Origin of the sequence: uncultured Agrobacterium sp., from assembly GCF_913777885.1 — a bacterium.
Taxonomy (GTDB): Bacteria; Pseudomonadota; Alphaproteobacteria; order Rhizobiales; family Rhizobiaceae; genus Agrobacterium.
Window position 1 is genome coordinate 41,714 of the sequence record NZ_CAJYTV010000007.1, and the last position, 13,813, is coordinate 55,526.

The following is a 13,813-nucleotide window of genomic DNA, read 5'->3' on the forward strand; positions in this document are numbered from 1 at the left end:
ATTATTATGGTGAATCAATTCTTGCGCGCTCGTCATTTTGACGCGCATCCAGCCAGAAAGCGATCTGAAATAGTATATAAATGGTTGCTACAACACAGTGCATGACGGGAACCAGAGTGTTGCTGCCGAAGATGTTGGGCCAGACCTTATACATGGCGATCTGCGCACCGGCGCCGATAACCCAGATGACCGCACCCCAGGACACACCGAGCCAAAGACCAAGCGCTGCAACAGGAAAGACGACGGCGAGGCCCGTGCCTGCGACACGCCAGGGCAGATTGAGCATGTCGAACCGGGCATGACCGCTTAGCGAATAGCCCGTCAGCATTGCCCAGTACTGCAGCCCGAACCAGAAACACGAGGCCGCCACCAGTCTGAGAAAGACGAGATAGAGGATTTCGGTCAGCGGCATTTTAGGCGAGGTTGGAGAATCAGGTTCCATGCGGCGAAGATACGTTTGCCGGGCCCAATCTGCCAATCGATAAATGCGCAAGGCCACAGCCCTCTTCAGCGAGGGGGAGTTCAACCTTTTTTGCGCCGCGGCAATGCCTGGACATGAAACGTCATCGCGATAGAACAGCGCCCAGGATTTTCGGCCACACTGTGGGTCACAGCGTCGCATTCGCATCCTGTTTCCCTTATGGTATGCCCTAAGCACATTCTGGCGTTCGATCACAGCAGGCTAGACGCCTGGCTTCAACCATTCAGACGCAAACACCATGAGAGAGCCGGGTCGGTGGACTTTGTACGCCGGACAGACTCCAAAGGAAAAGACATGACCGACAAAACCCATTTGGTAGATCACATCACTGGCCACCGCCGCATGCGCCGCATCCGCAAGGCGGACTGGACGCGCAGGCTCGTTCGCGAGAACCAGTTGACGGCGGACGATCTGATCTGGCCGGTCTTCGTGGTTCCCGGCACGAATATCATCGATCCAATTCCAGCCATGCCGGGCGTCAATCGCATGAGCGTCGATAAACTCGTGGAGGCGGTGAAGGAAGCAGCCGACCTCGGTATTCCCGCCATAGCGACTTTCCCCAATATCGAAATGGACCTTCGCGACGAAACAGGCTCGCAGGTGCTGGAAGCCAATAACCTGATCAACCAGGCAACGGCTGCAATCAAGAAGGCGGTTCCCAATATCGGCGTTATTACCGATGTGGCGCTAGATCCCTTTACCAGTCACGGCCATGACGGAATTTTGCGCGGCGACGATATCGTCAACGACGAGACGGTCGATCAGGTGGTGAGAGCGGCCATCATGCAGGCGGATGCGGGGGCGGATATCATCGCCCCCTCCGAGATGATGGACGGACGGATCGGTGCCATTCGTCGTGGGCTGGATGCGGCAGGCCACCAGAGTGTCGGCATCATGTCCTATGCGACGAAATTCTCTTCCGGATTTTATGGTCCCTATCGCGAAGCTATCTCCACGAGCGGCCTGCTGAAGGGCGACAAGAACAGTTATTATATCAGCCCGGCCAATGGCACCGAAGCGATGCGCGACGCGGCGCTTGACGTTGAAGAAGGCGCAGACATGCTCATGGTAAAGCCCGGTCTTCCCTACCTCGACATCTGCTGGCGCCTCAAAGAAGCGTTCGGCCTCCCAACCTTCGCCTATCAGGTGTCAGGCGAATATTCGCAGGTGAAGGCAGCGGCGATGAATGGCTGGATCGACGGCGACCGGGTGATGATGGAAACCCTGCTCTGCTTCAAGCGGGCCGGATGCGATGGGATTCTCACCTACTTCGCCGTCGACGTGGCGAAAAAGCTCGCAAAAGGCTGAGGGGCGAACTCATTGTATTTGCGGTGGTCGAACCCATATCTCTGTTGAAAAGGAGAAACCGCTCATGAGCTTCAACCCGAACCCGACTTATGTGCCGACAGAGGACTGGCGCGCCTATAGCGGCGTTCTGAGCCGCCGAGTCGTTGCATTCATCATCGACTATATGATGGTGCTCCTTCTGTGCATTCCAGCAGCGGTGATCGTGTTCTTTCTGGGTGTCATTACACTTGGCTTAGTCTGGATGCTTTTTCCGGCATTGTTTTTCATCGTGGCGATCCTGTATTTCGGGATGACGCTTGGCAGCTCGGCGCAGGCCACGCCAGGTATGCGGATGGCAGGCATTCAGATGGCGCGGCTTGACGGCGGCCGTATCGACTTCCTGATTTCGACCGCGCATATTGTTCTCTTCTGGGTGATCAATTCAATTCTGACGCCGTTCATTCTTCTGGCAGGCCTCTTCACCGAGAGATCCAGACTGGTCCACGACTTTCTTCTCGGAACGGTCACGATCAGAACAAGATGACGATATGCTGAGGCCGCTTCGGCGGCTTCAATTTTATTGACAGATCTCTTCGAGAGTTGACGTTTTCCGCCTTTTTGTCATTCTGACCGAGAAGGCTGATTTGCGAAGGGAGCGATTGGGTTCGATGAACACGCAGACGACGCCTTCGCCGCAATTCTACCTCACCGCACCGGCGACCTGCCCCTATCTTCCGAACCAGTTGGAGCGGAAGGTTTTCACACATCTGGTGGGTCCACGTGCGCCGGAAATGAACGATCTCTTGACCCAGGGCGGCTTCCGTCGTTCCCAAAACATCGCCTACCGCCCGGCCTGCGAGAATTGTCGCGCCTGTGTGTCCGTCAGGATCCTGGCCGATGGGTTCACGCCGACGAAGTCGATGCGGCGTGTATTGTCGATCAATAGTGATCTCGTGGCGACGGTCCACCGGGCTGAACCTTCCACCGAGCAATTCTCGCTCTTTCGCCGCTATCTCGATCACCGTCACACATCGGGTGGGATGTCGGACATGTCGGCTCTGGATTATGCGGTGATGGTGGAAGATACCCACGTCAATACGCGCATCATCGAGTACCGAAAGCGAGAGCCGGGCGCGGGTATCGACGACAGCAAGCGCGGAGAACTGATCGCTGTCGCTCTTACCGACCTGATGGGCGATGGCCTCTCCATGGTCTATTCCTTCTTCAATCCCGAACTTGAGAAACGCTCGCTCGGCACCTTCATGATCCTGGATCACATCGCCCGCACCCGCACGCTTGGCCTGCCCCATGTGTATTTGGGCTATTGGGTCGATGGCTCGGACAAGATGGGATATAAGACACGCTACCATCCCCAAGAGCATCTAACGCCGCGCGGCTGGGAATTATACACGCCAGAAACCGTTTGACCCTGCAATGCCACGTCTGTCACACCATGTTATAACAACGTTATAACGGAGTGTGACAGATGAATGTGACGGTTCGCAAGATTGGCAATTCGGAAGGGATCATCATCCCGAAAGAGGTTCTGGAAAGCCTTGGAGTAAAGGCTGGCGATGCTATAAGCCTCGAAAGAAAAGAAGGTGAATGGCACATCCGGCCAGCAGATGAGGCCTTTACGCGGCAGTTAGAGCACGCGCGGATCTTCATGGAGAAATATAAGGTCGCTTTGAAGAAGCTGGCAGAATGACGGATTTCGTTTTTCTCGACGGCAAACTTGTTGAGCAACTGCACCACATGCAAATTGAGCACTTTGGCGGAAGCCACGGGCTTAGGAACGGTGCATTGCTCGATTCTGCGCTCAATAGGCCTATCAACGAAGCTGGCTACGGATGCAACGATGTCTGCGAACTCGCGGCAGCCTATCTATTGGGCCTTGCGAGGAACCACCCTTTTGTTGATGGCAATAAGAGAATCGCGATCGTGACGACCGGCGTTTTCTTGATGGAAAACGGCTTCATGTTGGAAACGGATGACGCCAAGCTTTACGCGTTTGTCATGGCTGTGGCGGCAGGCGAAATTGACGAAGAGGGGATAACCCGCTTCCTAAAAGACCACGTTATCCCACTGACAAGCATCTGATGACCTGTGGCGTCGCAAAACCGCTATACGGTTTTGCGACGTCCTTTAGCCGCCGAACTTCCCACTGCGCGGAAAGCCCTTCGGAACGCTGCGGCCGACACCGGCGCGATCACCCATCCATTCAAGCAGCTCGTCCCCGACCTTGGAGAAGGAGCGCCCGGCGCTGTCTTCCCACGACAGACCGGTGGCGATCGTGAAGCACTTCACATCCGAGACGCCGCCATCCTTGTAACGCTGCAGGCGGACACCCTTGCCGCGCGACATTTCCGGCACTTGCGACAGTGGGAAGGTCAGCATCTTGCGGTTCTCGCCGACGACAGCGACGTGATCGCCGATGACGGGCACCACGAGCTTGGTTTCATCCGGCATAGAAACGTTCATGATCTGCTTGCCCTTGCGGGTGTTGGCGACCATTTCCGTTTCCGGGATGACAAAGCCATTGCCGCCGGTCGAGACGATCAGAAGCTTGCGGGAAGCATCGTGGACGAAGGCGGTCAGGATATCCTGATCATTCTCCATATCCACCATGATGCGCACAGGCTCACCATGGCCGCGGCCGCCGGGGAGCTTGTCGGCGCCCAACGTATAGGCCTTGCCGCCCGTGGTTAGGAGCAGCAGCTTATCGGTCGTCTGCGCCGGGAACGCCAGCTTAGGCCCGTCGCCTTCCTTGAAGGTCAGGCTTGACGTGTCCGACATGTGACCCTTCAACGCTCTGATCCAGCCCTTCTGCGAGATGACGATCGTGACCGGTTCCTTCTCGATCATCGCTTGCTGAATGGCTTCGATATCGGCGTTCGGGGCATCGGCGAACTGTGTCCGGCGTCGGCCAAGTTCTGTTGCCTTCGCGTACTTCTTCTTGACCTCGCCGATCTCCCAGGAGACCGCCTGCCACTGCTTCTCATCGGATGCCAGGAGAGACTCGATCTCGCCCTTCTCCTTGGTGAGTTCGTCGAACTCCGTGCGGATCTCGAATTCTTCCAGCTTGCGCAGAGAGCGAAGGCGCATATTGAGAATGGCTTCGGCCTGATTATCCGTCAGCCCGAACCGCGCCATCATGACAGGCTTCGGCTCATCCTCTTCGCGGATGATGCGGATGATCTCATCGATATTGAGATAGGCGATCAGCAGGCCGCCGAGAATTTCTAGTCGACGGTCGATGGCTGCCAGTCGGAATCTTGAGCGGCGAACAAGCACGTCCTTGCGATGCGCCAGCCACTCGGTGAGCACCTCGTTCAATGCCATCACCTTCGGCACACGGCCAAGCGACAGCACGTTCATATTCAGCGGAATGCGGCTTTCCAGATCGGACAGACGGAACAGCGATTCCATCAGCAGCGTCGCGTCCACGGTACGGTTCTTTGGCACCAGGACGATACGAATATCTTCGGCGGATTCGTCGCGCACGTCTTCCAGAAGCGGCAGCTTGCGGGCAAGTAGCAGCTCGGCGATCTTTTCGATCAGGCGCGATTTCTGTACCTGAAAGGGAATTTCGGTGATGACGATCTGATAACCGCCACGCCCCAGATCTTCCGTTTCCCACTTGGCACGAACGCGGAAACCGCCGCGACCTGTCTTGTAGGCTTCGAGAATGTTGTCGCGGCTTTCGATGATGATGCCGCCCGTCGGCAGATCGGGACCGGGGATGAATTCCAGCAGCGTCTCGACGCTCGCATCCGGATGCTTGATCAGATGAAGGGCCGCATCACAGATTTCATGGGCATTGTGCGGCGGAATGGACGTCGCCATACCCACCGCGATGCCGGAGGAACCGTTTGCCAAAAGGTTCGGGAAGGCGCCAGGCATAACGACCGGCTCTTCGTCTTCCTCGTTATAGGTTGGGCGAAAATCGACTGCGTCCTGCTCGATCCCTTCCAGGAGCAGGGCCGCGACGTCTGTCATACGCGCTTCGGTGTAACGCATGGCAGCCGCGCCATCGCCGTCGATATTGCCGAAGTTCCCCTGGCCATCGACCAGTGGGTAACGAATGGCAAAATCCTGAGACAGCCGCACGAGAGCGTCGTAGATCGACGCATCGCCATGAGGGTGGAACTTACCCATGACATCGCCGACGATACGAGCGCATTTCTTGAACGCGGAATTGGGACGGATGCCCATTTCGCTCATGGCATGGACGATGCGTCGATGAACGGGCTTCAAGCCGTCACGAACATCCGGAAGTGCGCGATGCATGATGGTCGATAGCGCATAGGCAAGGTAGCGCTCTTCGAGCGCCGCCTTCAAATCGACCGGCACAATATGATCGTCATCCCCGCCTGATGGCGGAACAGAATTTTTTCCCATGGCGTCTGCCTATCGGAAATAGGCGCTCCGGGCAAGAAATCCGGGCTTTCTGCGCTGTGGATGACAGGCGTTAAGCCTATATTTCCATACAATCTTGTTTTTGTGCCGCAATTCAGCCATTCGTTGCGCAGTACCACTTCGGTCAATCGCGCTCGTGCTGCAGCTATGGACACGTGGTGTGGCTATTGTTGTTGCGGATGCTCGCACCTTAAGGGAAGAAACAGAATGAGACTTGAAACGACACGGAATTTTCTGTTTGCCAGCGCGGCCGTACTGGCATTTGCGTCCCCGGCTTTTGCCCTGGACGGCGCCGATGTGCTGAAGAAAATAAATGCTGCCTATCGCATGCAGGGCGCGGAAATCACCGCCAAGTCCATCGCCACAAACGGTGACAATGTCACACTATCGGGCGTCATCATCGGCGACGCCGCAGGCCCGGCGCAGCAGCTTCCGATCGGCAACATCACGCTCGAAGGCGTCGAAGAAGACAATGGCGGTTACACCATTAAGAAGATGGGTTTCGAGAACGTCAACTATGCCAAAGAAAAGTTAGCGATCACCGTTGACGACATCTACATGACCGGCGTCGTGGTTCCAGCCGAGGCGACGGCAAATACAATTGATGGCATGCTGTTTTACGACGAGGCCCATACCGGCCCGGCCTCGATCAAGATCGACGGCAAGGAAGCGTTCTCGATCGCCGAGAGCAATGTTACGCTGACCAAGAGCGAAGATGGCGGCACGCTCAGCTTCGATCTCACGGCAGAGGGCTTCAAGGGCGATCTGAGCGGCGCCAAGGATCCGAAAACGAAAGAAGCGATCGACGCGCTGCAGCTGAACTCGCTCAGTGGCGTTTTTACCATGAGCGGCTCCTGGGAAGTGGCACCCGGAACGATCAATGTCGACCAATATGCCATCGACCTCGAGAATGTCGGTCGCCTGGATATGAGCTTCAGCATCTCCGGCTATACGCTGGCTTTCCTCAAGTCGATGCAAGACGCCGTAAACGCGAAAGAGGCCAACCCCAACAAGGAACAGGCCGATCAGGCTTTCGGTCTTGCGATGCTTGGTCTCATGCAGCAGCTGACATTCAACAATGCCAAGATCAGCTTCGATGATGCCGGCATCACCAAGCGCGGCATCGATTACGCCGCCAAGGAGCAGAACACGACGAGCGAGCAGCTTTCGCAGATGATCAAGGGCATGGCTCCGCTGATGGTGGCGCAGCTCAACATTCCGGAACTGCAAAATGCAGTTTCAGCAGCCGTGAACACCTATGTCGACGATCCGAAGAACTTCACGATTTCGGCGGCACCGTCGAAGCCCGTTCCATTCCCGATGATTATGGGTGCGGCAATGGGCGCCCCGAACACCATCCCGAGCGTTCTCGGCGTCACCGTGACAGCCAACCAATAGTCTCTCAAGAAAGCCCCGGATTGATCCTCCGGGGCTTTTTCACTAAGCGCCACTGGCAAGCAGGACTTCAGTGAGATGTCTGGCGGCTGGCTCCGCGAATGAAAATCACAGAACGACGCCTGATCTTGCGCGCGCGTGTCGCGCCCTTTAAAACCCTTGAAGCTTCTAGACCTCTGTTTAAGGCAGAAGAGGAATGTCCTCTCCTGCTCTTCCAAGATGGAATGACCTTCGTGCAAGACAATATCAGCGGCTCCGTCATCGTCATTTCCAGCCATGTCATGCGCGGCTCGGTGGGCAATCGGGCTGCCGTCTTTGGCCTGGAGACGCTCGGTTTTCCTGTTTGGGCTGTGCCCACGATCGTCATGCCATGGCATCCCGGCCAAGGACCCTCCACGCGTCTTCGTTTCGATGGCGAGGCCTTCGACGCTGCCATGGGCGACCTGGCCGCATCGAAATGGCGTGGAGAAGTCAAAGCGGTCCTCACCGGCTATTTCGGCAGCGCCGACCAGGTGCGTTCGGTCGCGCGTTTGATCCGCACACTCAGAGAGAACAATCCCGATCTGATCTATGTCTGCGACCCTGTTATGGGAGACAAGGGCGGGCTCTATGTCCCGATCGAGACGGCCGAAGCGATCCGCGAAGAACTCGTGCCGCTTGCAACTGTTTCCACACCCAATCGCTATGAGCTGGCCTGGATGAGTGGAGCTGCGCTCGACACCAATACCGAAATCATGGATGCGGCCTTAGCGCTTGGTCCGCCAAAGATGCTCGTCACCTCCGCCGTTCCAATGATGGCAAACGGCATTGGCAATCTGTTTCTCAGCGGCCGCCATGCGCTGCTTGCCGAACACCGCGCCATCGATAATGTGCCGAACGGACTTGGCGACCTGCTTGCCGCAGTCTTTCTCGCCCGCATGCTTCAGGGCGTGGATGACGAAAAGGCGTTACAACTGGCAACCGCCAGCGTCTTCGAAATTCTAGCCCGCACCATGAAGCGTGGCGCCAACGAGCTGACCCTTGAGACCGACGCATCCAGCCTGTCCACACCCATGGCGATGGTTCAGATGCGCCATCTCTTGCATCCTGCTCGCGTCAAGGGCAAATAGCGGACGAATTCATGCGCCTTATGAGAAGGCGTTCCTGGTAGGGAATAACGGCACTGCGAGATCGAATGAAAGATTTTCCAGACTATCTTCTAAACGGCTACAAGAACTTCATGAGCGGCCGTTACGCCGGTGAACGCGACCGATACCGCGTTCTAGCCGATACGGGACAAAGACCGCAGACCTTGGTCATTGCCTGTTGCGACTCCCGGTCGGCACCCGAAACGATTTTCGATTGTGGCCCGGGAGAGCTTTTCGTCGTGCGCAATGTGGCCAACATGGTGCCGCCTTTCGAGCCCGACGGACAATATCACGCGACCTCGGCAGCCATAGAATATGCCGTTATGGTTCTGAAGGTGAAGGACATCGTTGTTATGGGTCACGGCCGCTGCGGTGGCATTCAGGCGGCACTTGACCCGAATTTCGAATCCCTCTCGCCAGGTGATTTTATCGGCAAATGGATGAATCTCGTCAAATCCGCTGCGGAGCAGATCCAGAGCAATGACGTGATGACGTCTGGCGAACGTCAGACAGCGCTCGAACGCGTCTCCATCAGAAACTCCATCCGCAATCTGCGCGGCTTCCCCTTCCTCAAGGAGCAGGAAAACGCCGGCAAGGTAAAGCTGCATGGCGCCTGGTTCGATATTTCAACCGGCGAATTGTGGGTAATGGACAGCAAGACCGGCGATTTTCGTCGCCCCGACGTGTGACCCCCGGCACAAACCGGGGGGATGCTATCGTGTCAAAAGGTCTTCGAAGGGCCGCGGTGGCGATTATTGCCCGTCAATAGCCTTGCCGATATGGGCAATCGCCTGCTGGTACACGGTCGCCGCGTTCCAGCCCTGAATCGCAGCAAAGCTCGGCTGACCCGGTTGATACCCTGCGCCACGCTGCCAGCCATGACCGGCGAGGAAATTGGCAGTCGACGCCAGGGCATCGGCGCGTGAACCCACGAGATCGATCCGGCCATCGCGGTCGAAATCGACGCCGTAGCGCACAACGTTCAGCGGCAGAAACTGCGTCTGCCCGATTTCGCCATGAGCAGCACCCTTGGCGTTGATGTTGAGCGAACCGTTGCCCACCAGCTTCAAAGCTGCGTAAAGCTGCTCGGTGAAGTAATCGGACCGGCGGCAATCGTAAGACAGCGTCGCAACGGCAGACAGCGTGTGCTGGTTACCCATGAAACCGCCAAAGCCGGTTTCCATGCCCCAAATCGCCAGAAGCGGGCCGGCTGGAACGCCGTAGGCGCGCTCGATATTGGCAAACAGCGCCGCATTGTTCTTCTTCATCGCCTTGCCGCGCGAGATGATGGCCTGACCACCGCGCTTTTGCATGAACTGATCGAAGGAAAGCTTGAAGCTGTGCTGACCGCGATCGGCGCGGATCGTTGCCTGATTATAGGTGACGTTCGAGAAAGCGCGATCAAGCACCGACTGGCTGACGCCGCGGCCAGCCGCTTCCTGCTTGAAGGATTGCACCCAGTTGCCGAAACCAGCCGAGGTGTTACCACATTGCGCTGCCTGCAGCGGCGTCGCCGCCAGCATCGCAACGAACGTTGCACCAAGGGAAAAAGCCGTTATTGCCCGCATCCGTATCTGCCTTTGATAAGGCGAGGGATGGCCCCTCGCCATGTTCGCCTTGCTAGCGAGAATTGAAGAGGTACAAATTGCCTACCGTCTTCATGACCAGCAAATAAACTGGCCGTGATAGGCACGAAAATTGAAAACCCGTCCATTCTCGAAAGTAACGGACGGGTTATAGTTAATAGTTGTTAAAAAACCGTATCACGCAGCTGCTTTGCGCGGCTTGATGAGACCGCGGTTGATCAGGAGTTCGGCAATCTGAACGGCGTTCAGGGCCGCGCCCTTGCGCAGGTTGTCGGAAACGACCCAAATGTTGAGACCGTTTTCAACGGTTGCATCTTCACGGATGCGCGAAATATATGTCGCATCTTCGCCTGCGCACTCGACCGGGGTGACGTAGCCGCCGTTTTCATGCTTGTCGATGACGAGGCAACCGGGCGCTTCGCGAAGGATGTCGCGCGCCTGATCGGCAGTGATTTCGTTTTCGAACTCGATATTAACCGATTCCGAATGGCCGATGAAGACAGGCACGCGCACGGCCGTGCAGGTCACCTTGATCTTCGGGTCCAGCATCTTCTTGGTTTCTGCCAGAACCTTCCACTCTTCCTTGGTGTAACCGTCTTCCATAAAGACATCGATATGCGGAATGACGTTGAAGGCAATGCGCTTGGTGAACTTCTTGGTTTCAACAGGGTCAGCCACGAAGACCGCACGAGTCTGCTGGAACAGCTCGTCCATGCCTTCCTTGCCAGCGCCAGAGACGGACTGGTACGTGGAGACGACCACGCGCTTGATCTTGGCAGCATCGTGCAGCGGCTTCAGCGCCACGACGAGTTGCGCCGTCGAGCAATTCGGGTTGGCAATGATGTTCTTCTTCTTGAAGCCCTCGACGGCGTCGGCGTTGACTTCCGGCACGATCAGCGGAACGTCCTGATCGTAGCGCCAGGCAGAGGAGTTATCGATAACGACGCAACCCTGCGCACCGATCTTCGGGGACCACTTCTTGGACACATCGCCGCCAGCAGACATCAGGCAGATGTCGGTATCGGAGAAATCGTAGTTTTCGAGATTGGAAACCTTCAGCGTACGGTCGCCGTAAGACACTTCCGTGCCCTGGCTACGGGCAGAGGCCAGTGGAACGACTTCGTCTGCCGGGAACCCACGTTCCGCCAGAATATTCAGCATTTCGCGCCCGACATTGCCGGTGGCGCCTGCGATTGCAACTTTGAAACCCATGATCAAGCTCTCTTTCTGCCTCTCCTCTTTTTGGTGAGGGGGAGCCGCCAAACTGCGGCTTCCTTTCCCCGGCCAAACCGGGGAGAGAGCGGCGGGCCAGAGACGTCAGACGGTTTTAATCGTCGTTTTGGCCGTAATTCGGATGGAATAGGAAAGGCGCGCAGGATCGCCGGCTGAACCCGCCGGGCTTTGCATGACGGTCATGTGCTGAACATGTCGCATGACGTTGCGCTCCTTTTCGTGCCAAAGCTATTAGGAGGTTTGTCTTTTCTGTCAAGCGCAAACATAGCCGCCGCCTGGCAGGTTTATCGGGTTTTTGCCGACAAGTTTGCGCACGCCGCAGCGCAGATAACATGGTCGGTCTAGTTGTCATACAGGTTACCAGCCGTGGCCGTGAACGATCTCAAACACCACCCGCAGTAAGAACATCGAATCTGACCCTTATGTTCTTGTTTTATTCTCTTTCCCGTGCCAAGTTAACTGCACGATAGGGTAGAGCCGTGCGGACGGCGAATACGGCTGTGGGGGCCATTCATGGTAGCGCGCGTCAATACAATTGCGTTTCAGGGTATCGAGGGCGTCCCTGTCGAAGTTCAGGTCATGGTGGCACCTGGCAAAGTCGGAATGCAGATCGTCGGCCTGCCGGATAAGGCTGTCGCCGAAAGCCGCGAACGTGTCCAGGCGGCACTTCACGCATCCGGCCTCGCCATGCCCGCCAAGCGGGTCACGGTCAATCTCGCCCCTGCCGATCTTCCCAAAGAAGGCTCGCATTTTGACCTCCCAATCGCGCTTGGCCTTATGGCCGCACTTGGCGCCATTCCGGCAGAGGCGCTCAACCGCTTCGTCGTGTTGGGAGAACTTAATCTGGACGGTACAATCGGTGCGGTGGCAGGTGCTCTTCCAGCCGCGATTGCCGCCAACACGCAAGACAAGGGTCTGATCTGCCCCGCCGATAGCGGACCCGAAGCCGCATGGGCGGGTGCCGATATCGACATCCTTGCGCCTCGCAGCCTGATTGCCATCGCCAACCATTTTCGCGGCACGCAACTTCTCTCAAGACCGGTTCCCGCCATTCGCGCCAACCCGGACAATCTGCCGGACCTGGCAGACATCAAAGGCCAGGAGAGCGCCAAACGCGCGCTCGAGGTTGCGGCAGCCGGTGGTCACAATCTCCTGATGGTTGGCCCGCCCGGCTCCGGCAAATCCATGCTGGCCTCCCGTCTGCCTTCAATTCTGCCACCGCTTTCGGCTTCTGAACTTCTCGAAGTCTCGATGGTACATTCGATCGCAGGCCAACTTTCCGGCGGTAAACTCTCCGATCGACGCCCGTTTAGAACACCGCACCACTCGGCGACGATGGCCGCCCTTGTCGGCGGAGGGTTGCGCGCCAAGCCGGGCGAGGCCTCGCTCGCCCACCACGGGGTGCTGTTTCTCGACGAATTTCCAGAATTCTCGCCGCAGGTGCTGGATGCGTTGCGCCAACCGCTCGAAACCGGTGAATGCATCATCGCCCGCGCCAATCACCGCGTCAGCTATCCCGCCGAGATCCAGCTGGTGGCAGCCATGAACCCCTGCAAATGCGGCATGGCCGGTGAACCCGGCTTCATCTGCGCACGCGGCCCAAGATGCGTTTCCGATTACCAAGCGCGTATTTCCGGTCCGCTGATGGACCGCATCGATATCCGTATCGAAGTTCCTGCCGTCTCCGCAGCCGACCTGATCCGCCCCATGGCAGCAGAAGCGAGCGCCGATGTGGCCCGCCGTGTCGCGCGTGCCCGCCAGATGCAGGAGGAACGCTTTGCAGCCGCAGGCTTTCAGGGCATTCGCACCAATGCACGCTGCACCACGGCACTGATCGAAAAATACGCCGAGCCCGACGCAGCCGGTCTTCAGCTTTTGCGCGACGCCGCCGAGAAGCTGAAATTCTCCGCTCGCGGATATCACCGCATCCTCAAGGTTGCGAGGACGCTCGCCGATCTGGACGATAAGTCTGTCGTCGGGCGACTGCATCTGGCGGAGGCTATTTCTTACCGCATCGCCGGTGAGAGGCTTTCTGCTGCGGCTTGATTTGTTTACCGGACGGTTTCACTGCCACGGCTTTGATAAATGACGTGAAAAATTCTTTTTGTTGGCAGGATCAGCCAGCCGTAACGAAGCGTCCAGGACCTACTCTGGAGTGACTCACAGCAAAAGAGACAAAAAGCTAATCTCGGTTTTGCGGTAAAAGTGTCGCACGGCGGTGACTGGGTTCTGCTCTTACGAGAGTTTTGGAAAAGACTCCGATCGGCATGGCGGGGAAGTCTAGA

Annotated in this window: 13 protein-coding genes; 9 read left to right on the forward strand and 4 right to left on the reverse strand. The window is 57.2% G+C overall.

Annotated features, from left to right (window positions below; translation table 11 throughout):
• Positions 1-4 precede the first annotated feature (4 nt).
• On the reverse strand, positions 5-442 hold the full coding sequence (locus QZ869_RS05310) for a DUF6163 family protein (protein WP_296013891.1): 438 nt from the start codon (positions 440-442) through the stop codon (positions 5-7).
• Positions 443-775: 333 nt separating this feature from the next.
• Between QZ869_RS05310 and hemB the strand changes: the two genes are divergently transcribed.
• From hemB to QZ869_RS05335, 5 genes are all read left to right on the forward strand, one after another.
• On the forward strand, positions 776-1,789 hold the full coding sequence (gene hemB, locus QZ869_RS05315; RefSeq protein ID WP_296013892.1) for a porphobilinogen synthase: 1,014 nt from the start codon (positions 776-778) through the stop codon (positions 1,787-1,789).
• 64 nt (positions 1,790-1,853) lie between these two features.
• The gene (locus QZ869_RS05320; protein WP_296103034.1) at positions 1,854-2,312 is read left to right on the forward strand and encodes an RDD family protein; all 459 of its coding nucleotides are present in this window, start codon (positions 1,854-1,856) and stop codon (positions 2,310-2,312) included.
• Positions 2,313-2,436: 124 nt separating this feature from the next.
• Positions 2,437-3,195 (forward strand): arginyltransferase, encoded by a 759-nt coding sequence (locus QZ869_RS05325; protein ID WP_296038347.1) that lies wholly within the window; start codon positions 2,437-2,439, stop codon positions 3,193-3,195.
• Positions 3,196-3,254: 59 nt separating this feature from the next.
• Positions 3,255-3,476, forward strand: coding sequence for an AbrB/MazE/SpoVT family DNA-binding domain-containing protein (locus QZ869_RS05330; protein WP_296103037.1), 222 nt, complete (start codon positions 3,255-3,257; stop codon positions 3,474-3,476).
• Complete coding sequence (locus QZ869_RS05335; RefSeq protein ID WP_296103038.1) at positions 3,473-3,868, forward strand: type II toxin-antitoxin system death-on-curing family toxin; 396 nt, start codon at positions 3,473-3,475, stop codon at positions 3,866-3,868. The genes QZ869_RS05330 and QZ869_RS05335 overlap by 4 nt, the downstream gene beginning before the upstream one ends.
• A 45-nt stretch (positions 3,869-3,913) precedes the next feature.
• Here the strand turns inward: QZ869_RS05335 and parC are convergent, their stop codons facing one another.
• The gene (gene parC, locus QZ869_RS05340) at positions 3,914-6,169 is read right to left on the reverse strand and encodes a DNA topoisomerase IV subunit A (RefSeq protein ID WP_296103042.1); all 2,256 of its coding nucleotides are present in this window, start codon (positions 6,167-6,169) and stop codon (positions 3,914-3,916) included.
• Between the two features lie 225 nt (positions 6,170-6,394).
• Between parC and QZ869_RS05345 the strand changes: the two genes are divergently transcribed.
• The 3 genes from QZ869_RS05345 (at position 6,395) to QZ869_RS05355 (ending at position 9,398) form a co-directional block, all read left to right on the forward strand.
• Positions 6,395-7,585 (forward strand): hypothetical protein, encoded by a 1,191-nt coding sequence (locus QZ869_RS05345; RefSeq protein ID WP_296103045.1) that lies wholly within the window; start codon positions 6,395-6,397, stop codon positions 7,583-7,585.
• A gap of 230 nt (positions 7,586-7,815) precedes the next feature.
• Complete coding sequence (gene pdxY, locus QZ869_RS05350) at positions 7,816-8,691, forward strand: pyridoxal kinase PdxY (protein WP_296103048.1); 876 nt, start codon at positions 7,816-7,818, stop codon at positions 8,689-8,691.
• 65 nt (positions 8,692-8,756) lie between these two features.
• Positions 8,757-9,398: a carbonic anhydrase gene (locus QZ869_RS05355; RefSeq protein ID WP_296013902.1), complete on the forward strand. Its 642-nt coding sequence runs from the start codon at positions 8,757-8,759 to the stop codon at positions 9,396-9,398.
• Between the two features lie 63 nt (positions 9,399-9,461).
• Here the strand turns inward: QZ869_RS05355 and QZ869_RS05360 are convergent, their stop codons facing one another.
• Together QZ869_RS05360 and QZ869_RS05365 are read right to left on the reverse strand one after the other, a co-directional pair.
• Positions 9,462-10,277 (reverse strand): lytic transglycosylase domain-containing protein, encoded by an 816-nt coding sequence (locus tag QZ869_RS05360; RefSeq protein WP_296013903.1) that lies wholly within the window; start codon positions 10,275-10,277, stop codon positions 9,462-9,464.
• A 195-nt stretch (positions 10,278-10,472) separates the two neighbouring features.
• Complete coding sequence (locus QZ869_RS05365; RefSeq protein WP_296038358.1) at positions 10,473-11,507, reverse strand: aspartate-semialdehyde dehydrogenase; 1,035 nt, start codon at positions 11,505-11,507, stop codon at positions 10,473-10,475.
• Positions 11,508-12,041: 534 nt separating this feature from the next.
• On the opposite strand from QZ869_RS05365, the gene QZ869_RS05370 reads away from it, so the two are divergent.
• Positions 12,042-13,574: a YifB family Mg chelatase-like AAA ATPase gene (locus QZ869_RS05370; RefSeq protein ID WP_296103051.1), complete on the forward strand. Its 1,533-nt coding sequence runs from the start codon at positions 12,042-12,044 to the stop codon at positions 13,572-13,574.
• The last annotated feature ends 239 nt before the right edge of the window (positions 13,575-13,813 follow it).

What these genes read in the sequence shown, in the direction of transcription:
- QZ869_RS05310 (WP_296013891.1), bottom strand. Translation starts at nt 442, where the DNA reads ATGGAACCTGATTCTCCAACCTCGCCTAAAATGCCGCTGACCGAAATC.
- hemB (WP_296013892.1), top strand. Translation starts at nt 776, where the DNA reads ATGACCGACAAAACCCATTTGGTAGATCACATCACTGGCCACCGCCGC.
- QZ869_RS05320 (WP_296103034.1), top strand. Translation starts at nt 1,854, where the DNA reads ATGAGCTTCAACCCGAACCCGACTTATGTGCCGACAGAGGACTGGCGC.
- QZ869_RS05325 (WP_296038347.1), top strand. Translation starts at nt 2,437, where the DNA reads ATGAACACGCAGACGACGCCTTCGCCGCAATTCTACCTCACCGCACCG.
- QZ869_RS05330 (WP_296103037.1), top strand. Translation starts at nt 3,255, where the DNA reads ATGAATGTGACGGTTCGCAAGATTGGCAATTCGGAAGGGATCATCATC.
- QZ869_RS05335 (WP_296103038.1), top strand. Translation starts at nt 3,473, where the DNA reads ATGACGGATTTCGTTTTTCTCGACGGCAAACTTGTTGAGCAACTGCAC.
- parC (WP_296103042.1), bottom strand. Translation starts at nt 6,169, where the DNA reads ATGGGAAAAAATTCTGTTCCGCCATCAGGCGGGGATGACGATCATATT.
- QZ869_RS05345 (WP_296103045.1), top strand. Translation starts at nt 6,395, where the DNA reads ATGAGACTTGAAACGACACGGAATTTTCTGTTTGCCAGCGCGGCCGTA.
- QZ869_RS05355 (WP_296013902.1), top strand. Translation starts at nt 8,757, where the DNA reads ATGAAAGATTTTCCAGACTATCTTCTAAACGGCTACAAGAACTTCATG.
- QZ869_RS05360 (WP_296013903.1), bottom strand. Translation starts at nt 10,277, where the DNA reads ATGCGGGCAATAACGGCTTTTTCCCTTGGTGCAACGTTCGTTGCGATG.
- QZ869_RS05365 (WP_296038358.1), bottom strand. Translation starts at nt 11,507, where the DNA reads ATGGGTTTCAAAGTTGCAATCGCAGGCGCCACCGGCAATGTCGGGCGC.
- QZ869_RS05370 (WP_296103051.1), top strand. Translation starts at nt 12,042, where the DNA reads ATGGTAGCGCGCGTCAATACAATTGCGTTTCAGGGTATCGAGGGCGTC.